At 40.6% G+C, this 25,076-nt stretch carries 23 protein-coding genes, 1 pseudogene and 1 CRISPR repeat array; of the genes and pseudogenes, 21 read left to right on the top strand and 3 right to left on the bottom strand.

The features are described from left to right. Positions 1-103: 103 nt before the first annotated feature. From GGQ95_RS01495 to GGQ95_RS01470, 6 genes are read left to right on the top strand one after another with little or no spacing between them, the layout of a single operon-like run. Positions 104-1,663: a fatty acid--CoA ligase gene (locus tag GGQ95_RS01495; RefSeq protein ID WP_159719629.1), complete on the top strand. Its 1,560-nt coding sequence runs from the start codon at positions 104-106 to the stop codon at positions 1,661-1,663. A gap of 12 nt (positions 1,664-1,675) precedes the next feature. Next, positions 1,676-2,824, top strand: coding sequence for an acyl-CoA dehydrogenase family protein (locus GGQ95_RS01490; RefSeq protein ID WP_066147390.1), 1,149 nt, complete (start codon positions 1,676-1,678; stop codon positions 2,822-2,824). An 18-nt stretch (positions 2,825-2,842) separates the two neighbouring features. After that, positions 2,843-3,925 carry a CaiB/BaiF CoA transferase family protein gene (locus GGQ95_RS01485; RefSeq protein WP_044745297.1) on the top strand — a complete coding sequence of 361 codons (1,083 nt, stop codon included), beginning with the start codon at positions 2,843-2,845 and terminating at the stop codon, positions 3,923-3,925. 6 nt (positions 3,926-3,931) lie between these two features. After that, a complete protein-coding gene (locus tag GGQ95_RS01480) occupies positions 3,932-5,542 on the top strand; it encodes a long-chain fatty acid--CoA ligase (RefSeq protein WP_183186257.1) in 1,611 nt (536 codons plus the stop codon). Positions 5,543-5,553: 11 nt separating this feature from the next. Further along, positions 5,554-6,405, top strand: coding sequence for a 3-hydroxyacyl-CoA dehydrogenase family protein (locus tag GGQ95_RS01475; protein WP_080862648.1), 852 nt, complete (start codon positions 5,554-5,556; stop codon positions 6,403-6,405). 16 nt (positions 6,406-6,421) lie between these two features. Then, positions 6,422-7,576 (top strand): thiolase family protein, encoded by a 1,155-nt coding sequence (locus tag GGQ95_RS01470; protein ID WP_044745294.1) that lies wholly within the window; start codon positions 6,422-6,424, stop codon positions 7,574-7,576. Between the two features lie 44 nt (positions 7,577-7,620). Here the strand turns inward: GGQ95_RS01470 and GGQ95_RS01465 are convergent, their stop codons facing one another. After that, entirely contained in the window at positions 7,621-8,232 is a 612-nt protein-coding gene (locus tag GGQ95_RS01465) for a trimeric intracellular cation channel family protein (protein WP_044745293.1), read from the bottom strand. Positions 8,233-8,980: 748 nt separating this feature from the next. Between GGQ95_RS01465 and hflX the strand changes: the two genes are divergently transcribed. From hflX to glnA, 5 genes are all read left to right on the top strand, one after another. Next, the gene (gene hflX / locus GGQ95_RS01460; RefSeq protein ID WP_221211952.1) at positions 8,981-10,246 is read left to right on the top strand and encodes a GTPase HflX; all 1,266 of its coding nucleotides are present in this window, start codon (positions 8,981-8,983) and stop codon (positions 10,244-10,246) included. Positions 10,247-10,353: 107 nt separating this feature from the next. Continuing rightward, positions 10,354-10,482, top strand: coding sequence for a hypothetical protein (locus GGQ95_RS18545; RefSeq protein ID WP_255357495.1), 129 nt, complete (start codon positions 10,354-10,356; stop codon positions 10,480-10,482). 28 nt (positions 10,483-10,510) lie between these two features. Next, complete coding sequence (locus tag GGQ95_RS01455; protein WP_044745292.1) at positions 10,511-11,779, top strand: methionine gamma-lyase family protein; 1,269 nt, start codon at positions 10,511-10,513, stop codon at positions 11,777-11,779. A gap of 77 nt (positions 11,780-11,856) precedes the next feature. Continuing rightward, positions 11,857-12,264, top strand: coding sequence for a MerR family transcriptional regulator (locus tag GGQ95_RS01450; protein ID WP_044745291.1), 408 nt, complete (start codon positions 11,857-11,859; stop codon positions 12,262-12,264). Between the two features lie 48 nt (positions 12,265-12,312). Beyond that, positions 12,313-13,647: a type I glutamate--ammonia ligase gene (gene glnA, locus GGQ95_RS01445; protein WP_066147395.1), complete on the top strand. Its 1,335-nt coding sequence runs from the start codon at positions 12,313-12,315 to the stop codon at positions 13,645-13,647. 173 nt (positions 13,648-13,820) lie between these two features. On the opposite strand, the gene GGQ95_RS01440 is transcribed toward glnA, so the two are convergent. Both GGQ95_RS01440 and GGQ95_RS01435 read right to left on the bottom strand, forming a co-directional pair. Continuing rightward, positions 13,821-14,255, bottom strand: a complete 435-nt coding sequence (locus GGQ95_RS01440; protein WP_044745289.1) for an HIT family protein — start codon at positions 14,253-14,255, stop codon at positions 13,821-13,823. Between the two features lie 134 nt (positions 14,256-14,389). Beyond that, positions 14,390-14,971 (bottom strand): annotated as a pseudogene (locus GGQ95_RS01435) (transposase). Positions 14,972-15,255: 284 nt separating this feature from the next. On the opposite strand from GGQ95_RS01435, the gene GGQ95_RS18770 reads away from it, so the two are divergent. The 10 genes from GGQ95_RS18770 (at position 15,256) to GGQ95_RS01385 (ending at position 24,320) form a co-directional block, all read left to right on the top strand. Further along, entirely contained in the window at positions 15,256-16,044 is a 789-nt protein-coding gene (locus tag GGQ95_RS18770) for a M23 family metallopeptidase (RefSeq protein WP_080862645.1), read from the top strand. A gap of 441 nt (positions 16,045-16,485) precedes the next feature. Continuing rightward, the gene (locus GGQ95_RS01425) at positions 16,486-16,929 is read left to right on the top strand and encodes an ASCH domain-containing protein (RefSeq protein ID WP_044745287.1); all 444 of its coding nucleotides are present in this window, start codon (positions 16,486-16,488) and stop codon (positions 16,927-16,929) included. A 120-nt stretch (positions 16,930-17,049) separates the two neighbouring features. After that, the gene (locus GGQ95_RS01420; RefSeq protein WP_221211951.1) at positions 17,050-17,478 is read left to right on the top strand and encodes a DUF6173 family protein; all 429 of its coding nucleotides are present in this window, start codon (positions 17,050-17,052) and stop codon (positions 17,476-17,478) included. Positions 17,479-17,660: 182 nt separating this feature from the next. Then, positions 17,661-18,152, top strand: coding sequence for a hypothetical protein (locus tag GGQ95_RS01415; RefSeq protein WP_139788153.1), 492 nt, complete (start codon positions 17,661-17,663; stop codon positions 18,150-18,152). 71 nt (positions 18,153-18,223) lie between these two features. After that, positions 18,224-18,502 (top strand): glucosaminidase domain-containing protein, encoded by a 279-nt coding sequence (locus GGQ95_RS01410; RefSeq protein ID WP_183186256.1) that lies wholly within the window; start codon positions 18,224-18,226, stop codon positions 18,500-18,502. Positions 18,503-18,886: 384 nt separating this feature from the next. Next, positions 18,887-19,711: direct repeats of the CRISPR family, unit length 30 nt; unit sequence GTTTTTATCTTACCTATGAGGGATTGAAGC. A 191-nt stretch (positions 19,712-19,902) separates the two neighbouring features. Next, a complete protein-coding gene (locus GGQ95_RS01400) occupies positions 19,903-20,274 on the top strand; it encodes a hypothetical protein (RefSeq protein WP_183186255.1) in 372 nt (123 codons plus the stop codon). Between the two features lie 18 nt (positions 20,275-20,292). After that, a complete protein-coding gene (locus tag GGQ95_RS18980) occupies positions 20,293-20,502 on the top strand; it encodes a DUF4879 domain-containing protein (protein ID WP_506678257.1) in 210 nt (69 codons plus the stop codon). A gap of 134 nt (positions 20,503-20,636) precedes the next feature. After that, the gene (locus GGQ95_RS01395; protein ID WP_183186254.1) at positions 20,637-20,900 is read left to right on the top strand and encodes a hypothetical protein; all 264 of its coding nucleotides are present in this window, start codon (positions 20,637-20,639) and stop codon (positions 20,898-20,900) included. A 2,029-nt stretch (positions 20,901-22,929) separates the two neighbouring features. Continuing rightward, positions 22,930-23,508, top strand: a complete 579-nt coding sequence (locus GGQ95_RS01390) for a DUF6944 family repetitive protein (RefSeq protein WP_183186253.1) — start codon at positions 22,930-22,932, stop codon at positions 23,506-23,508. Between the two features lie 449 nt (positions 23,509-23,957). Further along, positions 23,958-24,320, top strand: coding sequence for an NAD(P)/FAD-dependent oxidoreductase (locus tag GGQ95_RS01385; protein WP_044745280.1), 363 nt, complete (start codon positions 23,958-23,960; stop codon positions 24,318-24,320). Positions 24,321-25,076 lie beyond the last annotated feature (756 nt).

The raw sequence follows: 25,076 nt of genomic DNA, 5'->3' as shown, positions 1-25,076 counted from the left end.
CAGCTTCCTTATTTTTTTGCAGAGAGGCAGGAGTTTTATTGCACAAAAAGAATACATAAGATTATTAATTGTCTTAATATTTTAATAAAAGAGGAGGAGAAGAATGTCTATTACGATTGGCGAAGTATTTTTACAAACGGTAAGGAAATTTCCAAAAAAAGAAGCGCTTGTCGATATAAGAAGAGGAATTCGCTATACGTACAAACAATGGGCAGACGAAGTCAGCCGTCTTGCTAATGCCTTCATAGGTATGGGAGTAAAAAAAGGTGATCGTGTTTCCACCATATTGTTAAACACTAGCGAATTAGCAACGGCATTTTTTGCATGCGCCCAAATTGGGGCCGTCTTCAATCCGGTCAATTTTCGTTTGAGCCCGAAAGAAATCGCTTACATTTTAGCGGATGCAGCTCCGAAAATTGTTTTGTTTGAAAAGGCCGTAGAACCGCAAATATCACATATTCACCATGAATTTCCTCATATTTCCTTCTGTTATATTGATAACGATACACCACCCTATGCGATGAATTACTGGGAACAAGTGAATATTGCTTCATCACAACCTCCTCGCAGCGATGTATCAGAAAATGATCTTTACGCCATTATGTATACGAGTGGAACGACGGGAAGACCAAAAGGCGTTATGCACCGGCATCGCGAGATGGTTGAGCAGAGCTTGATTTGTAACTCGATTATGCGCATTCGTGAAACCGACCGGGGACTTGTTGCTGCTCCCATGTTTCATTGCGCTGAATTACATTGCTGCTTTTTGCCGCGCGTGCATGCGGGAGCCACGAATGTCATTATTCATCATTTTGATCCAAAGCAAGTGCTTGAGGTCATTGAAAAAGAGCGGATTACTTCTCTATTTGCTGCACCGACCATGTGGAACATGATTCTTCAGGAGAATATAAGCGCCTATCATTTATCCTCTTTTCGCATTGGCTTATATGGTGCCGCCCCAATGGCTCCTGTGCTTGTGAAGGAGTGCAAAGAAAGATTGGGAATTGATCTGATTCAAGCGTATGGAATGACAGAAATGGGACCGGCCGTAACGTTTTTGCTAGAGGATGAGCAACTAACGAGGGCTGGATCAGCTGGCCGTGCTTGCTTAAACCATGAAATTCGCATTGTGCAGCCGAAAGAAGATGGTCCGTCCGACCCCGATCACGTGCTGTCTCCAGGGCAGGTTGGCGAGATCATCGTGAAAGGCCCGTGCATGATGATGGGCTATTACAACCGCGAAGAAGCAACAGAAAAAGCGATGTATAAAGGCTGGTACCATTCGGGGGATTTAGGGTATATGGATGAGGATGGATATTTATATGTGGCAGATCGCGTAGATGATATGGTGATCAGCGGCGGTGAAAACGTTTACCCGCGCGAAGTCGAGGATGTGCTCTATGAGCATAAAGGGGTGCTGGATGTTGCTGTGCTTGGGGAGCCGGATGAAAAGTGGGGAGAAAAGGTTGTGGCTTTTATTGTTAAAAAAGATCCCAATTTAACAGCAGAGGAGCTTGAGCGATTTTGCAAAAACAGCGACCAGCTAGCTCCATACAAACGACCGCGCGCCTACTATTTTGTTGATGCGCTGCCGAGAAATGCAAGCGGCAAAATCCAAAAATTTTTACTTCGCGAACAAATGAACCAATCAGCAAAATCATAGGGAGATGAGAAGATGGCAGCAAGCTATTTGCGTGAAGAGCATCGCATTTTTCGCAGCTCCTTTAGAAAATTTTTGGAAAAAGAAGCGGCGCCCTATTACTTAGATTGGGAAAAACAAGGTCTCATTCCGCGTGGTTTTTGGGAGAAAATGGGTGATAACGGTTTTCTTTGTCCGTGGATTGATGAGAAGTACGGCGGCTTATCCGCTGATTTCGGTTATTCTGTGGTCATTAATGAAGAATTAGAAAAAATAGGATCAAGTCTGATTGGGATTGGCCTGCATAATGACATTGTCATTCCATATATTGAATCTTATGGAACAGAGGAACAAAAGAAAAAATGGTTGCCAAAGTGCTTAACAGGAGAAATGATTACGGCCATTGCGATGACCGAACCGGGGGCAGGATCTGATTTAGCGGATATTTCAACAACGGCGATCAAACATGGCGATTACTATGTTGTCAATGGACAGAAGACGTTTATCACGAATGGCATTCATGCCGACTTAGTCATCGTTGTTTGCAAAACCGATCCGCAAGCCGTGCCGCCTTATAAAGGAATAAGCTTATTGGCTGTGGAACGAGGTACGCCTGGATTTACCCGGGGCAGAAAACTGGAGAAAGTGGGACTGCATGCACAGGATACAGCGGAGCTCTTTTTTAGCGATGCAAAAGTTCCAGCAGCCAATTTGCTCGGCAAAGAAGGACACGGTTTTTATTACTTAATGGAAAAGCTGCAGCAGGAACGCTTGATTGTGGCGATTGCTGCGCAAACGGCAGCGGAAAGAATGTTTGAGCTGACCAAAGAATATGTTAAAAACAGAAAGGCATTTGGACGAGCGATCAGTCAATTTCAAACAATCCAGTTTCGACTGGCTGAGATGGCAACCGAAATTGCTTTGGGTCGGACCTTTCTTGATCATGTCATCGAACAGCATATCGACGGAAGGGATGTGGTCACATCTGTCTCGATGGCGAAATGGTGGATTACTGATATGGCCAAGCGAATAGCGGCAGAAGGAATGCAGCTGCATGGAGGCTATGGCTATATGGAAGAATACGAGATTGCGCGGCGATATCGTGACATTCCAGTCAGTGCGATTTACGCGGGAACAAATGAAATGATGAAAAGGATCATTGCTAAAAATCTGACCCTTTCATAGAAAAAGGAGGAACATCATTTGCTAGAAGGAGTAAAAGTTATTGATTTTTCCCATTATCTTCCTGGTCCATTTGCCAGCCTTCGCTTGGCCGATTTAGGAGCAGAAGTAGTGAAGATCGAACCGCCAACGGGCGATAAGATGCGCGAGCTGGCTGATGAATGTATATTTGCAGCCAATAATGCCGGCAAGCAAAGCATTTCTCTCAATTTAAAGCTGGAGGAGGATGTGCGGATTGCAAAATCGTTAATAAAAGAGGCTGACGTGATCATTGAAAGCTTTCGCCCTGGCGTTATGAAAAGACTCGGTTTGGGCTACGATGAGATCAGCCAAATAAATCCTGCCATTATTTATTGCTCCATTAGTGGCTATGGGCAGAATAGCCCTGCTTCTTTATTAGGAAGCCATGATTTGAACTATATGGCGCTTACCGGTGTATTAGCTCAGCTAAAGGATTCTCAAGGACGCCCTGTCCATCCGACGATTACGATGGCGGATTTCATTGGCAGCCTTCATGCTGTTGAGCAAATGATAGCTGCTTTATATGCACGTGAGCGGACAGGAAAAGGGAGATATCTCGATCTTTCGCTAGTGGACGGACTACTTTCATTGATGACTAACCATTTTGTGCAGGAACACAAAACGAAAAGCAAAAATGGCATTCAGCTGCTTGCAGGTATCATTGTTTCGTATTATTTGTACGAAACAAAAGATGGGAGATACGTGTCGTTAGCCGCCCTTGAACCGAACTTTTGGAAAAATTTCTGTTCGGCTGTAGGTCACCCTGAATGGTGCGAGCACCATATCTCTCCGGCGAATGATGATAACGTCATCTTTCGGGAGATCAAGCAGCTGTTCCAATCGAAAACACTAGAGCAATGGGCGGAGTTTAGTATGCAGATTGATTGTTGCCTTACTCCTGTTTTCGAAACAGATGAAGCAAAAATCTTATTTTCGAGCGAACGGTATCGAAAAATGATTCATATAGAGGAGGATCGAATAGAAGTGGCGACTTGCTATGATCGCGAGTTGCTCAAAAAGCGGTCACATGCACCAAAAATCAATGAGCACAAGCAGGATTTCATTTATTCAATAGGAGAGTGATGAACGATGATGAATGTGCCATTAAATATCGCGACGATGCTGGAGAGAGCGGAAGCACTTTTCCCAAAAAAGCAGGTTATTTCCCGGATGAAATCTGGTATTGTTCGCCATACCTATAGAGAAATCGGTGAAAGGACGCGAAGGCTTGCAAGCGCTCTAAAACAGCTAGGCGTGGAAATAGGGGATCGCGTCGGTACGCTTGCTTGGAATCATCATCGGCATTTGGAGGCGTATTTCGCTATTCCGGGAATTGGAGCTGTGCTGCATACGATTAACATTCGGCTGTCTCCAGAGCATATTGCCTATATTATTAATCATGCAAATGACCGTGTGCTGCTGATTGATGAAGATTTTCTTCCGGTCATTGAAAACATAAAAAACGAGATTCCTAATGTTCAAGCCTTTATTGTGATGACAGAAGAGGACAGCGTGCCAGAGACGTCTTTGTCCCCTGTCTATCATTATGAAAATCTGCTGCAAAAAGGAGAGGCTCATTTTGCCTTTCTTAAAAATATGGATGAAAATAGTCCTTCGGGCATATGTTACACCTCGGCAACGACGGGATGGCCGAAGGGGGTTGTTTACTCGCATCGCGCGACAGTGCTGCATAGTATGGCGCTGGGGCTTGCCGATAGCGCTGGTTTATCCGAAACCGATGTAGCCATGCCGGTGGTGCCGATGTTTCATGTGAATGCGTGGGGACTTCCATTTGCTGCCGTGTGGTTTGGAACAACGCTTGTGATGCCTGGTGCAGCCTTTACTCCGAAAATTTTAGCGGAACTGATGGGAGTGGAAAAAGTGACTCTTGCTGCCGGAGTGCCGACGGTGTGGCTTGGCTTGCTAAAGGAGTTGGAGAAAGAAGACTATGATTTAAGTAGTGTGAAGCGTATTTTATGTGGAGGGGCGGCAGCTCCAAAAGGTCTGATTCGCGCTTTTGAAGAAAGAGGGATTCCGTTTGTCCATGCATATGGTATGACAGAAACAAGCCCGCTTGTCGTGCTTTCTCGTCTCAAAAGCTATCAGCAGCATTTATCTAAAAATGAGAAACTGGATATTCGGGCTAAGCAAGGCTTTCTCGTTCCTGGAGTCGAAATGAAGGTGATTGGCAAGGACGGTGATGTATCATGGAACGGAACAGAAATGGGGGAGCTATGTTTGCGTGGACCGTGGATTGCTAGCGAGTATTATCATGATGAACGAAGCAAGGAATCGTTTCGCGATGGCTGGCTTTATACAGGAGATGTCGTAACGGTTGATGAAGAAGGCTTTATTAAGATTGTCGACCGTACGAAAGATGTCATCAAAAGCGGTGGGGAATGGATTTCTTCGGTAGATTTAGAGAATGCCTTAATGGCCCATGAGGCCGTATTTGAAGCAGCCGTGGTCGCCGTGCCTCATCCAGAATGGCAGGAACGTCCGGTTGCCTGCGTGGTTGTCAAAGAAGGGAAAACAGTCACAAAAGATGAACTGTACGATTTTTTGCGTCCGCAGTTTGCTAAATGGTGGCTTCCAGATGAAATCGTGTTTGTCGATGAAATTCCCAAAACAAGTGTCGGGAAATTTTTGAAAACGAAATTGCGCGAGCAGCTGCGTAGTTATTTTACCAATACAAATTAGGAGGGAAGGGCATGTTGCAATCCGTTGCGGTTATCGGCTCCGGTTTAATGGGAAGCGGAATTGCTCAGTCGCTGGCCATGGGTGGGAAAACTGTATATTTATACGATATTTCCGACTCCGCTCTTGAGAAAGGAAGAGATTCGATTCGCAAAAGTCTAGCGCGATTTGTGAAGTCTGGTAAATGGAGTGAGCAGCAGGTGGAGGATGTGCTGAATCGAATTCAGACAGGCACGAATCTACAAACGGCTGTAAAGGATGTGGATGTGGTGATCGAAGCGGTTCCAGAGCAGCTAGCACTAAAAAAAGAGGTGTTTAAACAACTGGATCGCTATGCGAAGCAGGAAGCCGTGTTGGCCACGAATACCTCTGAGTTAAGTGTGACGGCGATTGCTTCAGCCACGCAACGGCCGAGCCAGGTAATCGGCATGCATTGGTTCAATCCTGCGCCGGTGATGAAGCTGATTGAAATCGTGAAAGGAGTCCCTACATCTGAGAAAACGATTCGAATCATTGAGCAATTGTCTCAAGAGATTGGAAAAGAAACGGTAGTAGTGGAAGACAGGCAGGGGTTTGTCACTACACGAGCCATTGCTGCTCATATGATTGAATGCATCCGGATGTATGAGGAGGGAGTCGCTTCCGCAGAACATATTGATAAAGCGATTTGTCTCGGCCTAAATTATCCGATGGGACCACTCGAGCTTGCTGACTTAGTCGGCTTGGATACCATGCTATTTGTCAGTGAAAACATGACAGAGGCATATGGAGATCGCTTTCGCCCGCCGCAAATACTTCGAAAGCTTGTTGAAGCAGGTCATTTAGGTAGAAAAACAGGAAAGGGATTTTACACATATCACGAATGAAAGAAGGGAAAATGTTGTGCGAGAAGTGGTAATTGTCGAAGCAGTGCGCACGCCTGTCGGCAAGCGTAATGGAGTATTTCGTGAGGTTCATCCTGTTCATCTTGCCGCCGCGGTGCTTGCTGAAGTAGTCGATCGTGCGGGAATTGACAAGCCTCTCGTTGAGGATATTGTTATGGGATGTGTGACTCCTATTGGTGAGCAGGGGTATAATATCGGGCGGCTGGCGGCACTGGAAGCAGGCTTTCCTGTCGAAGTGCCCGCTGTACAAATTAACCGGATGTGCGGATCGGGCCAGCAGGCCATTCATTTCGCTGCTCAAGAAATTCGTTCAGGGGATATGGAGATTACGATTGCTGCAGGAGTGGAAAGTATGACAAAAGTTCCGATTTTAAGCGACGGAAACGACCAGACCATTCCACCATCCTTGCATGGAAAATATGAATTTGTGCATCAAGGCATTTCTGCAGAGCTCATCGCTGAAAAATATGGGCTTACACGCGAGGAGCTTGATGCCTATGCATATGAGAGCCATCGTCGGGCGCTTCAGGCACAAGAAAAGGGGGTATTTGCCCAAGAAATTGTACCTGTGCACGGGCGGGACCAAGAAGGAAACGAGATCGTTGTTATAAAAGATGAAGGGCCGCGGCAAGATACATCGCTGGAGGCGCTGGCTTTATTGAAACCGGTATTCAAGCAAAAAGGAAAAATTACAGCCGGAAATGCAAGTCAAATGAGTGATGGAGCAGCTGCTGCGCTATTAATGGACGCAGGGACCGCCTGCCGCCTCGGAATTGTGCCGAAGGCAAGAATCATCGCGCAAACCGTTGTTGGCTCTGATCCCACATATATGCTGGATGGGGTGATTCCAGCAACGAAAAAAGTCTTGCAAAAAGCGGGTCTTACCATTGATGATATGGATCTGGTCGAGATTAATGAAGCGTTTGCACCTGTTGTGCTAGCATGGCAAAAGGAAATCGGCATCCCGCTTTCGAAGGTAAATGTCAATGGAGGAGCGATTGCCCTCGGTCATCCGCTTGGCGCAACTGGAGTTAAACTGATGACCTCTCTTGTTCATGAGCTTGAACGCAGACAGAAGAGATATGGTTTGTTGACGATTTGTATTGGACATGGGATGGCCACTGCTTCGATTATTGAGCGATGGAATGCATAAAGGGGATGGCCCAAAACGCGTTAGTGTTTTGGGCCATCCCCTTTTTATGATGCTTTTGCTTTTAATGATTTATTCGGCAGCTTCCAATTATATGTATATGATAGAATACGAAGGGCGGCAACGATCATAAAGAGAATATATAATCGAATAGGAGAGTGAGCTGCCCCAATTCCAACGGCTAATCCCGCTAAAATAGCCCAAACAGCATAAATTTCGGCACGAAGCACGAGCGGTTTTCGCCCGGCTAGCAAATCCCTAATGATCCCGCCTCCACTGCCTGTTAAAACAGCGGCTACAATGACAGCGCTCAGCGGATGCCCCATTTTGGCTGCATATAAAGCTCCTTGAATGGCAAATGCAGATAATCCGAGCGCATCAAAAAAATTCCCCCATCTTTGCCAGTGGGGCAGCATTTTTTGCGGGAACAGATAAATAACGGTCATAGCAAAGAGGGCTATATGAAACAGCATGCCTTGATCCCATAGTGCTGATACAGGAACACCGATCAGCAAATTGCGAATCGCTCCACCGCCAAAGGCAGTCACAATTCCGAGAATATAGACGCCCAAAATGTCATACTCCTCTTCCATAGCGACAATAGCGCCACTAATGGCAAAAGCAACCGTACCGATAATACTCAATATTTCCCAGGTCATACGGCAAATCCCTTTCTTCATCGTATTACGGTAAACATTTTAGGCGGAATAGATAAGAAAATCAATCATCATTTTTTGGCCGTTTCCTATAAGGGGATTTTGAGAATGAGATATGATTTCATGACAAAAACATAAGAAAAAAGCTTGTATATGGTATTCTACCATAAGATAAATTTCTATCGCTGAGAATTTGTATCCTTCGTCATATCTAATGAAGCAATATCCATAAACGGCTTCTAATCACCCTATGTCCATTTGACGTCCCGATTTTCCCAGTCTGTTTCCATCGTTTTTATGAACAAGTGATAAAGGACTATATAAATGTAACCTAACGTGTTAATATTTGTATGGATATGAAGTTCCGTCATTTTTGGATGATCAGGATTCTGTCACGCGTGAGGAGCAAAGGGGAAGTCAAAGTGTACCTCTGGTTGCCCAAAACAATGGAGCCTTTTCTTTTCTGGATCCGTCGTTCCATCTTTAAGGTGCCATCATGTCATTTCTTGAGTAGATGGGGGACAAAATCATTATAGTAGAAATATAAGCAGCCGAAATCGCCTAAGGGCTGTGTGAAAGTTGGCTTGAACGGATATAAACAATATAATGAGAGTGTTTTAAGGATGAAAAATCAGCAAAGCCAAAGACAACATGATCAAGTTTATAAGTTAAAAAAAGCGACGGCATGGTTCGTCATAAAAGATCTAAGAAAAAGTAATGACCAGCCGTTGCTCAGAAAGAGGGGAGCATATTGCAGGAGATTCAAAAAAGCGATCGAGAAAGAGTCATCATTGTTGGTTGCCAGCTTGCCGATGAAGATGATGATCGGTTTTCATATTCGATGGAGGAGCTTGCTTCGCTTGTTCATACAGCGCACGGAGAGGTGATCTTGCAGCTTTCACAAAAGCGGGAAGCGGTCCATCCAGCGACATATATCGGAAAAGGAAAAGTTGAGGAGCTTGCTCGACTTGTGGAACAGCTTGAGCCAGATGTAATTATTTTCAATGATGAGCTATCGCCAAGCCAAGCCCGGAATCTTTCTAAGCTGTTGGAAGCAAGAGTAATTGACCGTACCCAGTTGATTTTAGACATATTCGCGCAGCGAGCTCGCTCGAAGGAAGGAAAGCTGCAAGTCGAACTTGCCCAGTTGCAATATTTATTGCCGCGTTTAAGCGGGCAGGGTGTACAGCTTTCTCGTCTAGGCGGCGGAATTGGCACAAGGGGACCGGGAGAAACGAAGCTAGAAACCGACCGTCGTCATATCCGTCGCCGCGTTGATGAGATTAAAAATCAGCTAAAATGGGTAGTGGAACATCGCGTGCGTTATCGTGAACGCCGTAAGAAAAACAGGACATTTCAAATCGCGCTTGTTGGCTACACTAATGCTGGAAAATCAACGCTATTTAACCGTTTGACCAACGCTGATTCATTTGAAGAAAATTTACTGTTTGCTACGTTAGATCCTCTGACACGAAAATTCATCTTACCAAGCGGCTATACAGCGTTATTGACCGATACGGTCGGTTTTATTCAAGACTTGCCGACAACTCTTGTGGCTGCTTTTCGATCGACATTGGAAGAAGTGAAAGAGGCTGATTTGATTTTGCATGTCGTTGATTCTTCAAATTTGGATTATGTTCAGCATGAACAGACGGTTTACGATTTGCTACAAGATCTTGAGGTGTCAGCTATTCCAATTGTCACGATTTACAATAAGAGAGATCTTGCTGATAAGAATTTTATCCCAAGCTCGAGAACAGATTCGATTTTTATTAGTGCTTTAAATGAAACCGATCTGCAACAGCTTCGTCAATTTATTGAAACAGCAATGATTGAAGCAATGGAGCCTTATGATGTGTCAGTGTCGGCGTGTGATGGAAAATTGCTTGCCCAATTAAAGACAGAAACCATTTTACAAACATTGCATTACCATGAGGAGAAAGAAATGTACGAATGCCAAGGGTTTATTTTGCCAGAACACCCGCTGTATCCACAGCTTAAAACTGCGCAACTCTAGCATGTATACGGAATTGAGCAATGGGGCTAGTTTCGGACAGGTTGGCCCCAGTGCGCTTTTTCCGCAATGTCTCCGAACGTTCTTATTGGGAAATTAGGTGGAAAAGCATGGCTTTCGTGCTCTTTGCCGACTGGCTTCAAATGGGGCTTTCAATGGGCGAATGGCACGGGTCAAAGGGCTTTCCGCAGACCTTGGCGCAAAATAGGAAAAGCGATAAGAATATCATAGACCATTGAGAAATTCAGCATAGAAAGGGTTTGTTTTATGTTTCAGCATTTAAAATACGGCAAAGAAATTGCAGTACTTGTTCAAGAAGTAGAGGAGCGCATAGCTCCAATGCATAAAGAAATCGAGCAGCGAATCGATTATAACCAGTATCGTGTTCTCGAAAGCTTTCGGCGCCATCAAGTCAGCGACGCTCATTTTATTCCTACAACGGGATATGGATACGATGATATCGGGCGCGACACACTTGAAAAGGTGTATGCAGATGTGTTTGGCGGAGAAGCGGGGCTTGTTCGGCCGCACATTATTTCTGGAACACATGCTATCTCGATTGCGTTATTTGGGATCCTTCGCCCTGGAGATGAGCTGCTCTACATTACGGGAAAGCCATATGATACGCTTGAGGAAATTGTCGGCATTCGTGGAGACGGCAGCGGATCGCTAAAAGAATTCCATATCCGTTATCGAAGCGTTCCTTTGACCGCAGAGGGGAAAATAGATGTTGAGGCTGTGAAAAACGCTATTCATGAGCGTACGAAGATGATTGGGATACAGCGCTCAAAAGGGTATGATCCTCGTCCTTCCTTTACGATTGCTGAGATTGAAGAAATGATCCGTCTTGTCAGATCGATAAAACGAGATGTAGTTGTATTTGTTGATAATTGCTACGGAGAATTCGTCGAAGAAAGGGAGCCTTGCCACGTGGGCGCCGATCTTATTGCTGGTTCTCTTATAAAAAATCCAGGAGGGGGGCTGGCGAAAACGGGAGGATATCTTGTCGGCAAAAAAGAATATATAGAAATGTGCTCTTACCGAATGACCTCTCCTGGTATTGGTGCAGAAGCGGGCGCTTCTCTTTATAGCCTGCAGGAAATGTATCAGGGCTTTTTCTTGGCGCCGCATATTGTCGGGCAAGCACTGAAGGGAGCGATATTTACGGCTGCGATGCTTGAGCGTGTCGGCATGAATACATATCCAGCATGGGATGCAAAGCGTACAGATCTTATTCAATCGGTGCAGTTTGATGACCCAAAGAAAATGGTTGCATTTTGCCAAGCTATTCAATTTGCCTCACCGATCAATTCTCATTTTATGCCATATCCAAATTATATGCCTGGGTATGAGGATGATGTGATTATGGCAGCTGGAACATTTGTTCAAGGAGCAAGTATTGAACTGACAGCAGATGGTCCGCTTCGTCCTCCATATGTAGCCTATGTACAAGGAGGATTAACGTACTCCCACGTAAAAATTGCGATTTGTACAGCACTTGATCACCTGATAGAAAAAGGTTTGATTTCTTTGTGAGAAAATATAACATTGTATTGACATATTACCTGACATTGTAATAAAATAAAAATATATGATTAAAGGAGGCGTTTGACATGAGTAGCAACATTCGACGTTCTATGCCGTTGTTTCCAATCGGCATTGTCATGCAATTAACAGAGTTGTCTGCTCGTCAAATCCGCTATTATGAGGAACATGGACTTGTTTCTCCTGCAAGAACGGAAGGAAATCGGCGTCTTTTTTCTTTTAATGACATCGACCGACTTCTTGAAATAAAAGATTTGATTGACCAAGGGGTAAATCTGGCTGGAATCAAGCAGATTTTTGCAGCGCGTCAGTCTGAAGCGAACCGTGAGCCGGCGGGAGAGAAAGTGGAAAAGGTTGTTAAGCAACAATTGTCAGATGAAGAACTGCGAAAAATGTTGAGAGCAGAGCTTATGCAAGCTGGACGCTTTAATCGCGCATCGCTTCGCCAAGGCGACATTGCCCGCTTTTTTCATTAAGTTAGTTTATTTTATGCTTTATATAAAGAATAATAGGGAGGATTTGGCATGGCGAAATATACAAAAGAAGATATCATCCGCATTGTCCAAGAGGAAAATGTCAAGTATATCCGTTTGCAATTTACGGATATATTAGGAACCATCAAAAACGTAGAAATTCCAATTAGCCAGCTACAAAAAGCGCTAGATAACAAGATTATGTTTGATGGTTCGTCCATTGAAGGATTTGTTCGCATTGAGGAATCTGATATGTATTTGTATCCGGACTTGGATACATTTGTGATTTTCCCATGGACAGCAGAAAAAGGGAAAGTGGCTCGTTTCATTTGTGATATTTACAATCCAGATGGTACTCCGTTTGAAGGATGCCCTCGTTATAATTTAAAACGCATGTTAAAGGAAATGGAAGCGTTAGGCTTTACGGCTTTTAACCTTGGTCCCGAGCCAGAATTCTTCCTATTTAAGCTTGATGACAAAGGAAATCCGACACTTGAATTAAACGATAATGGTGGCTACTTTGACTTGGCGCCGACAGACTTAGGGGAGAATTGTCGCCGCGATATTGTGCTTGAGCTTGAAGAAATGGGATTTGAAATCGAAGCCTCCCACCATGAAGTAGCACCTGGTCAACATGAAATTGATTTTAAATATGCTAACGCGGTAAAGGCGTGCGACGATATTCAAACATTTAAACTTGTGGTGAAAACAGTGGCTCGCAAGCATGGCTTGCATGCGACATTTATGCCAAAACCGCTCTTTGGCGTGAACGGATCAGGAATGCATTGCAACTTGTCATTGTTCAAACACAATGAGAATGCGTTTTTTGACCCAAATGGCGATTTACAATTGAGTGAGGTTGCCCGTCAGTTTATCGCTGGTGTATTAAAGCATGCACCGAATTTTACAGCTGTGACAAATCCGACGGTGAATTCTTATAAACGTCTTGTGCCTGGATATGAAGCGCCATGCTATGTGGCTTGGTCTGCGCGCAATCGCAGCCCGCTGATCCGCATCCCTGCTTCCCGCGGCATGAGCACACGGATTGAGGTTCGCAGTGTCGACCCTGCAGCTAACCCATATTTAGCAATGGCTGTGCTGCTTGCGGCTGGCTTAGACGGAATTAAAAACAAATTAACTCCTCCAGATCCAGTTGATCGCAATATTTACGTCATGACAAAAGAGGAGCGCCTTGAAGAAGGAATCGTTGATTTGCCGTCAACATTAGCTGAAGCACTGCAAAATTTAAAATCCGATGAAGTGATGATTCATGCGCTAGGAAAGCATTTATTTGAACATTTCGTCGAAGCGAAGGAAATTGAATGGGATATGTTCCGCACACAAGTCCATCCGTGGGAACGAGATCAATACATGGCCCTTTATTAATCGTAAAACCCCTTGACCCTCTAGGTGTTGAGGGGGTTTTTATATCGGGCATTTTTCGATTGTGAATATGCGTTTTATCAGCTGCCCGATTTTAGTTAATAAATGTCGATTCACTTTGAAGTGTTGTTTTTTAAAATCGTTGATATAATGCGGTTATCGCTCTAATTTTAATCTCATAACCTCTCATGCAATTTGATTTTCTCCCACGTCTTGAGTAGGTTTTTATTCTCCGCTGCAACAAAATCAGTCTCTAATTTCAAGACAATCTTCTCATCTTTGTGTCTAGGTATAATATGAAAATGAATATGTTTAATATCTTGCTGCGCCCAATATCCGTTATCTTGAAGTACTGTAAAGTCTTCGCAAATACTCGATTTAATTAATTTTTTTGACACTATTATCAAGGAATTCATTAAAGCATTAGCGATTTGATTGTCTTTTATATCATCAAGCCTCTCGATATGTTTATTGGTGACGATTAAGGTATGACCAATACTTACCGGATTGATGTCAAGAAATGCTGTTACATAATCATCTTTATAAACCTCATAGCAGGGAGACGTACCATTAACGATTTCGCAGAATACACATTTTTTCATTTTACTCATTTACACTTTACCAAGTGTTCCTCTCTTTCTAACAATTTTTTCACAACTCACAAAAAATAACACTCCTATACAAAACGTTGCTAGCGTTAAGAATTTTATGTAAATAAGAATATCCTTTGCTTGTAGAAATTAACTTACGTGTTGCTTTTAAACATGGCTTGCAGTTCTGTGCGGGCTTGATCAAAGCCAATGTGACAGCGTGTGGCAAAGCGCTGGTTGTAGTCTTCAAACTGTGAAACTAAGAACTTTTCTAGTGCTTCTTCGTGAGGAAATTGCTCTTTCCGCTTGGTGTATTTCTTGATCTGCTTGTTAAAGGATTCAATAAGATTAGTAGAGTTTTTCTCGATCAGATCAGCGATTTCAGCCATGGTTACGCCTTTTTGGAATATGTGAATAACAAAAGATTCTAACGTGTCGTTAGATCGTTTGTTGGGAGATACGGCCTGCTGCTTAAAATCTCCATTACGATCGCGAGAAATGTGGAGGTGTAAATCGCCGTATTCCGTATGGAGTGTACATGTATCGTTCCCATTACGAGAATTACCTGAATGGAATCCTGCACGATCATACTTTTCGTAATCGAGGAAGGCTGTTAACTCGGTTCCAGCAACTGATTCATTGCTTTTTCCAGATGGATACGGAAAATTTCTGTTGTGTCTTGTGTGTCTTGCTTCGTGATCTAGAGCTTGAACTAAATCTGTTGTAAAATGATTCATAGGGGAGGCCTCTTTTCTGTGAGTGGTTGTGTGGTAACTCAATTCTACAAGAAAAGGTCTTCCTTTTCTATTTATCTATTTACACAAAATATTTTATACTCCCTTGGTGGCGTTTTTTAGTCAGATTTATTTGAAATATTAAACATTATAGAAAGTATTTTCTGTTTATGTGGTTGATCAAAATAAAATTTTAATAGAGAAAATATAGTAATATGTTGACACAAATTATAGAAATTTGGTAGTTTTAGTAATGTATACATAAATAAACTTATTAGGAGGAGAGTATGAAAAAAGCTTTTTTTAAAAAAATTTTAGCATTATCTTTAGTCAGTATTTTGGGATTAACTCTTTTCCCATCTTATGAAAGGCCTGTAAAAGCTGATGATTTTACTTGCCAACCTTATAAAATGCCCACCCAAGGTACAATATCATCATATTACGGCTGGAGAAATGGTAGTTTCCACCATGGCATAGATATTGCCAAATCAGGAGATGTACCTGTTTACGCCGCATATGCTGGTATTGTATCAAGGGCCTATTATTCTAGTTCTTATGGAAATGTTGTCTTTATTAAACATCGTGGTGGAACAGCTGAAACGGTTTATGCTCATCTAAAAAGTTTTAGTGTAAAAGCTGGAGATGCGGTTTCCCCTGGACAGCAAATTGGATATATGGGTGACACAGGAGATGCAGATGGCCAACACTTGCACTTTGAAATCCACAATCCAGAATGGAATAGCTCAAAATCAAATTCAACAGATCCAATTCCTTTATTACCAGATGAAACTACTTCCCCTATATGTTGGGATGGGGACTTAATGAAAAAAGGTCAGATTGGTAGAATTACAGTCTTAAAACCTATTAATCTTTGGAAACGCGATGCTAATGATAAGCTGACTTTTGTTCGCGTCTTAAATCCTGGAGAAGTTTATCGAGTTTATGGATATGATGATCTGTATGGTGGACAATATAATGTTGGCTCTGATCATTGGATTACAAAAATGGATGGTTATATCAAATATGAAACTCCAAGTAAATGGAGATTAGATGAACTAAAACGTATTTATCCATAATCGATAAAGCATCCTTCGGGGTGCTTTTTTATTTGATAAAAAATGGGTACCTAATTGAGATAAATGGTATAAAAAGTTGTTTTTTGCCGACAATTAATCATCCAATCATGTAGGAATGTATCTTTTGTTATCGAATGATTCTAAATGGAGAGGATGGGAATGATCGACCTGCATGTCCTAGTTGTGGTACAGGTGGGATTGAAAATATTGTATCAAGCAATAGTGTGAGAAGAGATAAAAAAGGCGATAAAAGGCTGAATGAAGTATACTGCCTGCTATGCGGATATATTTATGGAGTGTTTGGGAAGATTGAGAATATCATGTCATCATAAATTTAAAAAGAACTCTTGTGGTGCTTTTTATTTTGCGAAAACATCAAATTAAACTTTCGTGGAGGAGTGAAATCAAAGAAAGAATTTTATGTTAAAGGATGGATCATGGATGAATAATAGAGTACAACAATTCTGGAATGATTTTTGTATAGCAACTCATCAGGAGGGGATTGAATATAAAGATGCCTTTCAATTTGGAGCTTCTGCTGATTGGTTAGCCGATTTAGTTGTTAGAGGAAAGAAAACTGCGACAACTTCCGGTTTCGTGTTTTATGAGTTAGAAAAAGAAGCTATACCTAAAGTTGGTGAATATTATATTGTTTTAAATGGTCAGGAAGAGCCAGTCGCAGTCATTCAAATTCAATCCGTTGAAGTTGTTCCGATGAATGAGGTGACAGAGGAATTTGCTTTAGCGGAAGGCGAAGGTGATTATCGTTCTTGGTGGAATGCACACGAAAAGTTTTTTACCAAATCATTAAAAGAATACGATATGGAATTTTCACCAACTATGTTAGTTGTATGTGAACGGTTTGAAAAAGTGTATCCAAAATAAAGAAGTTAATTTAAAAAAGGAATTGATTTAAAGCAGCCGAATAATCGGGTGCTTTTTATTTAGAGTGTGAAGGAAGCTCTCTCTCTTTGTCGAATTAAGTAGGCAAAGGGGGGATTACGCATGAGAAAAGATGCTTTTGAATCCTCAAAATCAATCGGATTTTCAACGCGGGCTGCTGGTTTTTCGAAAAACGTTATTGAACCACCAAAGCTGAATTTTTCCGACGTTGCACTTACTAACCCTAATTTAGCAAGTGAGTTCTATAAAAGATTAATCGAAATGATTAATGATTTTGAAGGAGATTTAGACGAAGAACATGAAGTTGGGATAAGACTGGTTTCATTTGGGCAAACATTGCAATTTCATATTGAAAGTATAGGTTATTGTAATCCTAGTCTAATCACGTTTCAAGGCAGATTACAGAATGGCGCGCGTGTAGAGCTAATACAGCATGTATCACAAATAAACTTTTTGTTAATGGCATTGCCAAAAATGGATGAAAGTGGTCCACCAAGACGCATTGGATTTAACTTAGATGAAAATGAGTAACATATATCAGGGGATTTCAAACATCAAACACCTGTAAAAAAATTCTACTTGAGTGGAAAGACAGCGGGAAGATATAGAGTGCGCCGTTTTTTGGTGTCCTTTATTTTTCATTGAGGTAAAATATGAAATTTGCTATAGTATGTAAAACTAATAAAATTCATATTATAAAGAGGGGTCTGCCGTTGAGAAAACTTTTTGTGGTTTTTGGATTACTGCTGATTGTGGTCTTAGGAAGCGGATTTTTCGTACTCAATAAGACACCTGCTAAAAATACGGAATCTCAACCTAAAAATCAAATGGAAGCTATAAAGCCAGAAGTATTACAAAGGGGAGTGGACCCCAATACTTATCCTAAATATGAGTCTAATTTCAATCTTTATTTTGCTCATCTGAATGCGTCTATTTTTGTAGACAAATCCAAAGTCAACAACGGCGGAAAGCCTCTTAGTGCTGAGGATTATAAGTCTATTTTAAACGAAATGAAAAAGAATTTAAGTGAAATTAAATACGATAACAATGGAGAAAAGAAAGCTGAATTAGATAGAGCAATTAAATTAGTGGATCAAGCCATTCAAAGTAAGGCGAAAAAAGGCGATCCGATTTTTAATGAAATTCATCAAACGATACATGATCTGGACGTCTATTTTAACACGACGCACTTTGTCGATGAATGATCTGTAAATACCTTTCTTTAAAAACGCATTTTTAAAATGCGTTTTTTATTTTTGCAAAAGGAGATGATCGAATGGAGTTCATTCAGGAAATCGCGTCGTATGCACAAAGAATTCAAGAAAAATACAACATCCTTGCATCGCTCGTGATCGCGCAAGCCTGTTTAGAAAGCAAGTTTGGCCAAAGTGGACTAGCTCAAAAGGGAAAGAATTTGTTCGGGATAAAGGGCACATATAATGGACAATCGATCACGATGAAAACAGCGGAGTATCACGGAGGCAAAGCATATCAGACAGACGCAGCATTCTGGAAGAAGACTTGGCGAAGCTCTATACAATATAGTGTTTTTTAGGATCGGAATAAATATAAATCGACTAACTTAATTCTAGCCGGACAAATTTTAAAAATGCCTGTTAAAACAGAAAAAGCTGAGTATTACGTCGTCAAGAAGGACGACACCCTGACTAAAATTGCAAAGAAGTACGGAACAACCGTGCAACAGTTGGTACAATTAAATAAAGTTAAAAATCCTGATCTGATTTTGATCGGCCAAAAGTTACGTGTAAAATGTCGTCGACCTCCAATCGTGCAAAAATCCCGGGGGATCGACGACATTTTCTTATTAGTCAACAATCCTGCAATGGTAAAGGAAAGAAGAGGTTGCTAGAGTTTTTAGATAAGTTTATAATAGCATTGTATCCATTTTCCAAATGCTGATTGAATCATGGATGTTGGGGTTTTTATCTTACCTATGAGGGATTGAAGCGCCAGAAACAGGCATCAGACATTTTAGCTTTAGCACTGTTTTTATCTTACCTATGAGGGATTGAAGCAGCAAATTCGAACGGTGAATGACTTCTTCAACCGTCTCGTTTTTATCTTACCTATGAGGGATTGAAGCTAAACCGTCATAAATAGCAATTGAATGTCTGCCCTCTGTTTTTATCTTACCTATGAGGGATTGAAGCATTTCTATATCTGCTCCGGCAAAACCGAAGCCCCCGTTTTTATCTTACCTATGAGGGATTGAAGCAAATAACAAAGTCTAGCCCACGTTTGACCATTATCTGTTTTTATCTTACCTATGAGGGATTGAAGCAAAATTCTTGTTCTGACATTATCGATCACCTCACAGTTTTTATCTTACCTATGAGGGATTGAAGCAAGGTTTTCAGAACGTAATTCCATATTGCGACTTCATGTTTTTATCTTACCTATGAGGGATTGAAGCCTTGGCAAACCGAAGGTGCTTGTCCGGCATGATTTGGTTTTTATCTTACCTATGAGGGATTGAAGCAAAATCGAACTATTATGTCCGATGTTTCCAGCACTGTGTTTTTATCTTACCTATGAGGGATTGAAGCTTATAAATACGCATCTGCAGCCGACCACGAGTACCGTTTTTATCTTACCTATGAGGGATTGAAGCACTCATGGGTTCAATGAAGTATTTTCGCAGCTTCAGTTTTTATCTTACCTATGAGGGATTGAAGTAAACTCATTTCTTTTACCGTTTTCATTTTAGACAATTGTTTTTATCTTACCTATGAGGGATTGAAGCCGTTCCTTGCTGTTTGACAGTTTTTTGTATAAAACCGTACATTTGTTCTTGTTTTTATATTCTGCAATCGGGGAATTTTTAAAATATGTTGAATTTTTTGGTTAAAATTATAAAAATTTTCATAATGAAGTCGATAAATAGTATAGGAGTTTATTCCACTTTATTTCTTAAAAAAGAAGGAAGAGTAAAAGATGAAAAAATTTATACTGGCATTCTTTACTTTATGTTTGAGCTTGGTAGTTGTTAATACTACTGAAGCAGCAACTCCAATTGGAGAAAACTCTTCTATTTTTATTGAAAATCTCAAAAAAGAACATCCTGATTGGGTAATAAATCCTGTAACCCAAGAAGAAGTCTCTGAAATTCGTAAAGAGATGGCTACAACAAATTCAATAACAGGATCTGCGCCACCGGTTACAGCATTATATATTGATCAAGTAGGATGGGATCTTGAAACTACAACGCCACAAATCCAATATATTAATAATGAATTAACCTCTGCACCTGTTAGAGGAATCACTGGAGTTGGAGTTGTAGAAATAGGATATGGGCATTATTTCTAATGGTTAGGTGCAGAACAAATAACTTATAACGATCCAACTTATCTTATAGAAACATCAACTATTGATTTTGAAGGTGATACGATTGTAGATGGTTTTTACCATGTTGTATATTTTGATTCTAATGTGAAAATCCCTAGTGGTTCTTCTGTTGAATATCGTTGTCAATCTACTTCAATGAATTATCCTTGGAATACTATGACCGCTTTTATTAACATTCCACATCAATAAAATAGAAAAGGAGTGAGAATAATGTTGAGTGGATTAAACCAAGAACAGATGGCAAATTTTAATTCTAATCGTCAACTTTGGATGCTTCGATCTCTTTATGGATATAAGGGACATGTATTAGAGGAAAAGATAATTTGATTATTTTAGATGGCAAAGGTTTTAGAGATATGATGGAAAATGCAACGGAACCCATTAATCTAGATAATGTGATACACATGTCAGCAGAAGAAGAACGTCGACTTCGCAGTAACGGAAACAGTGAACTTCTTATTCAAGCATTAAAAAGAGCTGGTGAATTAGGAATACTAGATCCAAATGGGCATCAAAAATCACCCGTTGTACAACGAATTAATCGAAACATAAATCAAAGTTTAGGATATAAAGCTTACGGATTATAATCAAGAAAAACTGGAAAAGGCGTTCATTTCGTCATGCATGAACGCCTTCTTTTTTATTGTTTTTTCAATAATCAGGGGTTGTATCTTACCTATCGAGGAGGTGATTCCATGTTCGTGTCGGCCGACTGCGTTGTCCCTTGTGTTCCAATCCGGTTCAGCCTGACGAAAAAGTATTTCTCGACATCATCAACACCGTCATCCATCAGAAATGCTACTATCAATCCTCTCGTCCTCGTTGGAAGGGGGCTTTCTCTGTTATTTTGTTCACTTCTTGTTCTCTATTGTTGATAAAGATAATCTTTTTTTTGAAGAAATGACCGTTTTGAGATGGATCATATTGGTGATTATAGCGCTCTGGCTTATCTTAATTCCAATCAAATACAAGCTGAATTTCAAGGAAGATAAATGATAGAATGTTCAAAAATCGAAAAGAAGTCGAGGGCTTCATAAAAAGTGAAGTCCTCGGAGTTGCTGAAACTTTGGAAATATTGGGTGTGACTTATCAACGTTTAAGCCAACTTATAGAATCAGGAAGAATCGTTCCGAAGAAGATAAGTTATTTTTCGGAGTGATATTGGACAACTTGAAAAGGAATTGAAAGAACTTCGGAAAAAATACCGCCCCTATAATTAAGTAGTTTGTTGAATCTGCCTTCCCTGCTTGGTGTGGGGGTTATTTTTTAATCAAGTGTTCTATATAAGGTAATGTGTAGGTAAAAAGAGATGAGAGGGGGTTAGTAATGAGGAAGGTCATTTCAAAAGTAAATATCGATCCCAAAGAAATTGAAAGCAGAATTTCGGAAGCGTTCAAACAAATGAGAGGTAAAACAACTTTAAAAGTCATCACATAACGCTTGCAGCAATCAGACACCTTAGAGAAAGAGGATTTAGACTTTGTTTTTCTGGCATGGCCGCTGATTCTTTAAGCTATGGAGAACGGCCCAAAGTAGTTTCCTGAATTTATATCCTTCTTCATGCGAATTAGTCAAATTTTAATGGTAAAATATCACTACTAAACTGTAAGATAAGGAGGATTTCATTGTTTAGGGATATAAAGATAAAAGTGGTATCAGGTATACTAACTTCAATTAATTCAGGCTTTTTATATTATGTAATTGAGTCCAAAGGTGTAACGGTATCAAAGGAATTAAATATTTTAGAAGGACTATTAAAAGTTCTTGTCAGTTCCCTGCTCTATTCTATAGTGTACATACTTCCGTTAGTTGTTTTATTCGGTATACCGCTCTCTTTATTTATAGACTATGCATTACAAAGAACAAATCAAGCTTGCTATATCATTTGTCCTCCATGCCATCGTCTATTTTATTATCGTAATCATATATTGGGGAATCAGGTTTGGGGTAGATAAAATAATGGATATGAGGGATTCAGAAATCGTCTATAATTTATTTTTGTTTGTGTATACTCCGTGTGTTTTTTGGATTATAACTACGTAATAAAAAATTTTCGAGTCCAATGACGCTGTGAGGAAGAAGGGAGAAAAGCATAGGCAAAAAGTGTATAGGGTATATAGTTGGACCAGAGGGTGTGAGGGAAGAAAGGGGCATAGCCCCAATCCGCCTGATAATTGCCCGATTTTAGTTAATAAATGTCGATTCATTTTGAAGTGTTATTTTTTAAAATCGTTGATATAATGCGATTATCACTCTAATTTGAATTTGCTTTACTGCTATAACTTATATTCCGCACAGAAGTCCGTCCGTGGGAACGCGATCAATACATGATCCTTTATTAATCCCTCCAATCCCTCGATCCTCTACGCGTTGAGGGGTTTTTATATTGTGGATAAAAGCAATCAATTTAATCATTGATAAAGAGTGCCCACAAAAATTGATGATACATATAAATGCTTTTTCGTTGTTTTTTGTCGTGTAAATGCTACCTAATCAGTGAGTAGGTTGTCTGAATTGCGTCACCCGTTTGGGGGGCGTTTTTTCTTTTACTAAATGAACCAAATAGCAGAATCAGAATACAATAATTGTATCAATAGGAGTTGGATTGGATAACAAATGAATAATCAGTGGAAGGAAATAGTCGGATATTCTCTTTCGGCAATCGGGACTATACAAGCAGCCATCGGCAATACTCCTCAATTTCATTTGAACAAAAATCTAGGTTATCAATTGCGGCTAGTAGGTAATGTGTTACAGGCTTTAGGAAGTGCATTATCTGCTGACGGACAAGGTATGGATTCGTTTGAAAAAATAGGGGATGAAATCCAAGCCACAGGGAACTCAACCGTTATTACAGGAATGCTGGTGGGTGACGCTTGGGGTGAAAAAATCGAACAAAAGCTTATGATTACTGGGCTGTGGATGCAAGCATTAGGGAGTTTCGTAGGTCTTTCTGATGAGTTTTTTGATCGTACAGAAGACGGGAGATTAGAGAATATCTCTGGAAGTCTGTTGCAAGGCATCGGGAATTCCTTGCAGGCCATAAGTGGCATTCAGTCATTGAATGAAAATAACTCAGAGTCAGACCTAGTTGGAGTTGCAGGAAGTTGGATACAAGCCACAGGTTCTGTTCTATCCCTTATTGGACAAATCCAGGAGGAATCTGAGGAAATACATCTTAACATTAATGAATAAGATTTTTTCGTTGTAATTTTAGATGTTAGGCATCCAAATAATTGGATGCTTTTTATTGTATTCATTGGAGTGATGACTATGAAGTTTGATGATTGTTTACGAAATCAAATGAACTTATCATTCGATTTCTCAAGCGATACAGCTGTAAAACATCGTCATTGCGACATTCAATATACTTTAAGAATGAAGCTATCGACTGGCTAATCAATAGCTTTGTGTACGTCATTGTGAAAATGATTGGCAACGGCTGACGGTGCTTTTCACCATTTCCAAAGATACTCCATGAGATTCAGCTTTGGAGAAGAAGGTGCTTTTCTTAATGCACAGCAAAACATCATAGGAAGAAAATCACACAGATAGTACGATCATAAAAAATAATGAATATTCGGATAAAACACTAAAAAATGAGCGCGGAATATGAGATAATAAAAAAAAGGAGGTTGATTTATATGAAAAAGATACCTCTTAGAGTTTTGTTTATAACAATCGTTTTGTTTTTTGTTAGTGGTGGACTTAGTGGTGCGGTAGTCTATCATATGAGCGATGCAGCGGAAGCAGCGAAAAAAGAGTACCAGCAAGAAATCAATCAATACTTGTCAGAAAAAGACATGAAAATAAAAAATGATCTATCCAATGTAACACAGTCTGAAATCCAGCGATTGCAAGATGAAACTAAAAAATACTTAAATGAAAAGCTCAATCAAGATTATCAACAGTCTTTAAATCAAAAAACAGAAGAAATTAAAAAAGTTACCGATCAGAAGATAGAAGAGATAAAAAACTACATTGATCAATTACTTAAAAATCAATGATGGTAAAATAAGAAATGAAACAAAACAATAGAATAATAATAGGACATTCTACCGAAAAAAAGCGATGATGATTCATAGACTTGATTTTGGTCTGTAGTTTTCATCCTGTCGGCAAAGCACGATATAAATAAAACTTAACGATTGAACCAATAGTATCTGTACCACGGTTGGAAGGCAAGTCCACAGGCTTGCCTTCTCGTCATGTATCCGCGCGATGAAGGTCTGAACAAACTCTATTTTATGGTTCTGTGTTCTTGGGTTCAGGCCTTTGTCGCTCCATCTCAGTCATGTTTTTCGGTTTTCTGGATACAGCTATAAGAGAAATAATAAATCCGATTCCTAAGATAGCAGATAGTGTCCATGCGAAAAATTCAATAGATAACATGGCCTGATGCCCTCCTTTTTTGATGTTATGTAAATGATATGCAGAGATATGGATTCGCATGATTATGGTGATGAGGAATCAAAAAAACAAGAAAAAGAAATGCTTTCCTTGAATTTAGATTATTAGCCATATACCCTAAGGGAATAGTCTCATTTAAAGAGAAAGACTAGGAAAGAAGTTCGATGAGGTTTAAAGGAATTACGATTCATCCTGTATATAAGTGCTGAATGGTTTCGGCATTGGGTCCATTTGCGAATGATCGAAATCCAACGAAAAGATGGAATAGACGCCCCATTCAAAAGCAGAATTTGTTTTTCGCCGGTTCGAGACAAGTTCGTGACTTGCCTCGGTCATAGCAGCTGTAGTCTCTA

The organism is Anoxybacteroides rupiense (genome assembly GCF_014196195.1).
Taxonomy (GTDB): domain Bacteria; phylum Bacillota; class Bacilli; order Bacillales; family Anoxybacillaceae; genus Anoxybacteroides; species Anoxybacteroides rupiense.
Note: the sequence above shows the minus strand (reverse complement) of the source record. Positions and strands in the feature narration are given on the sequence as shown.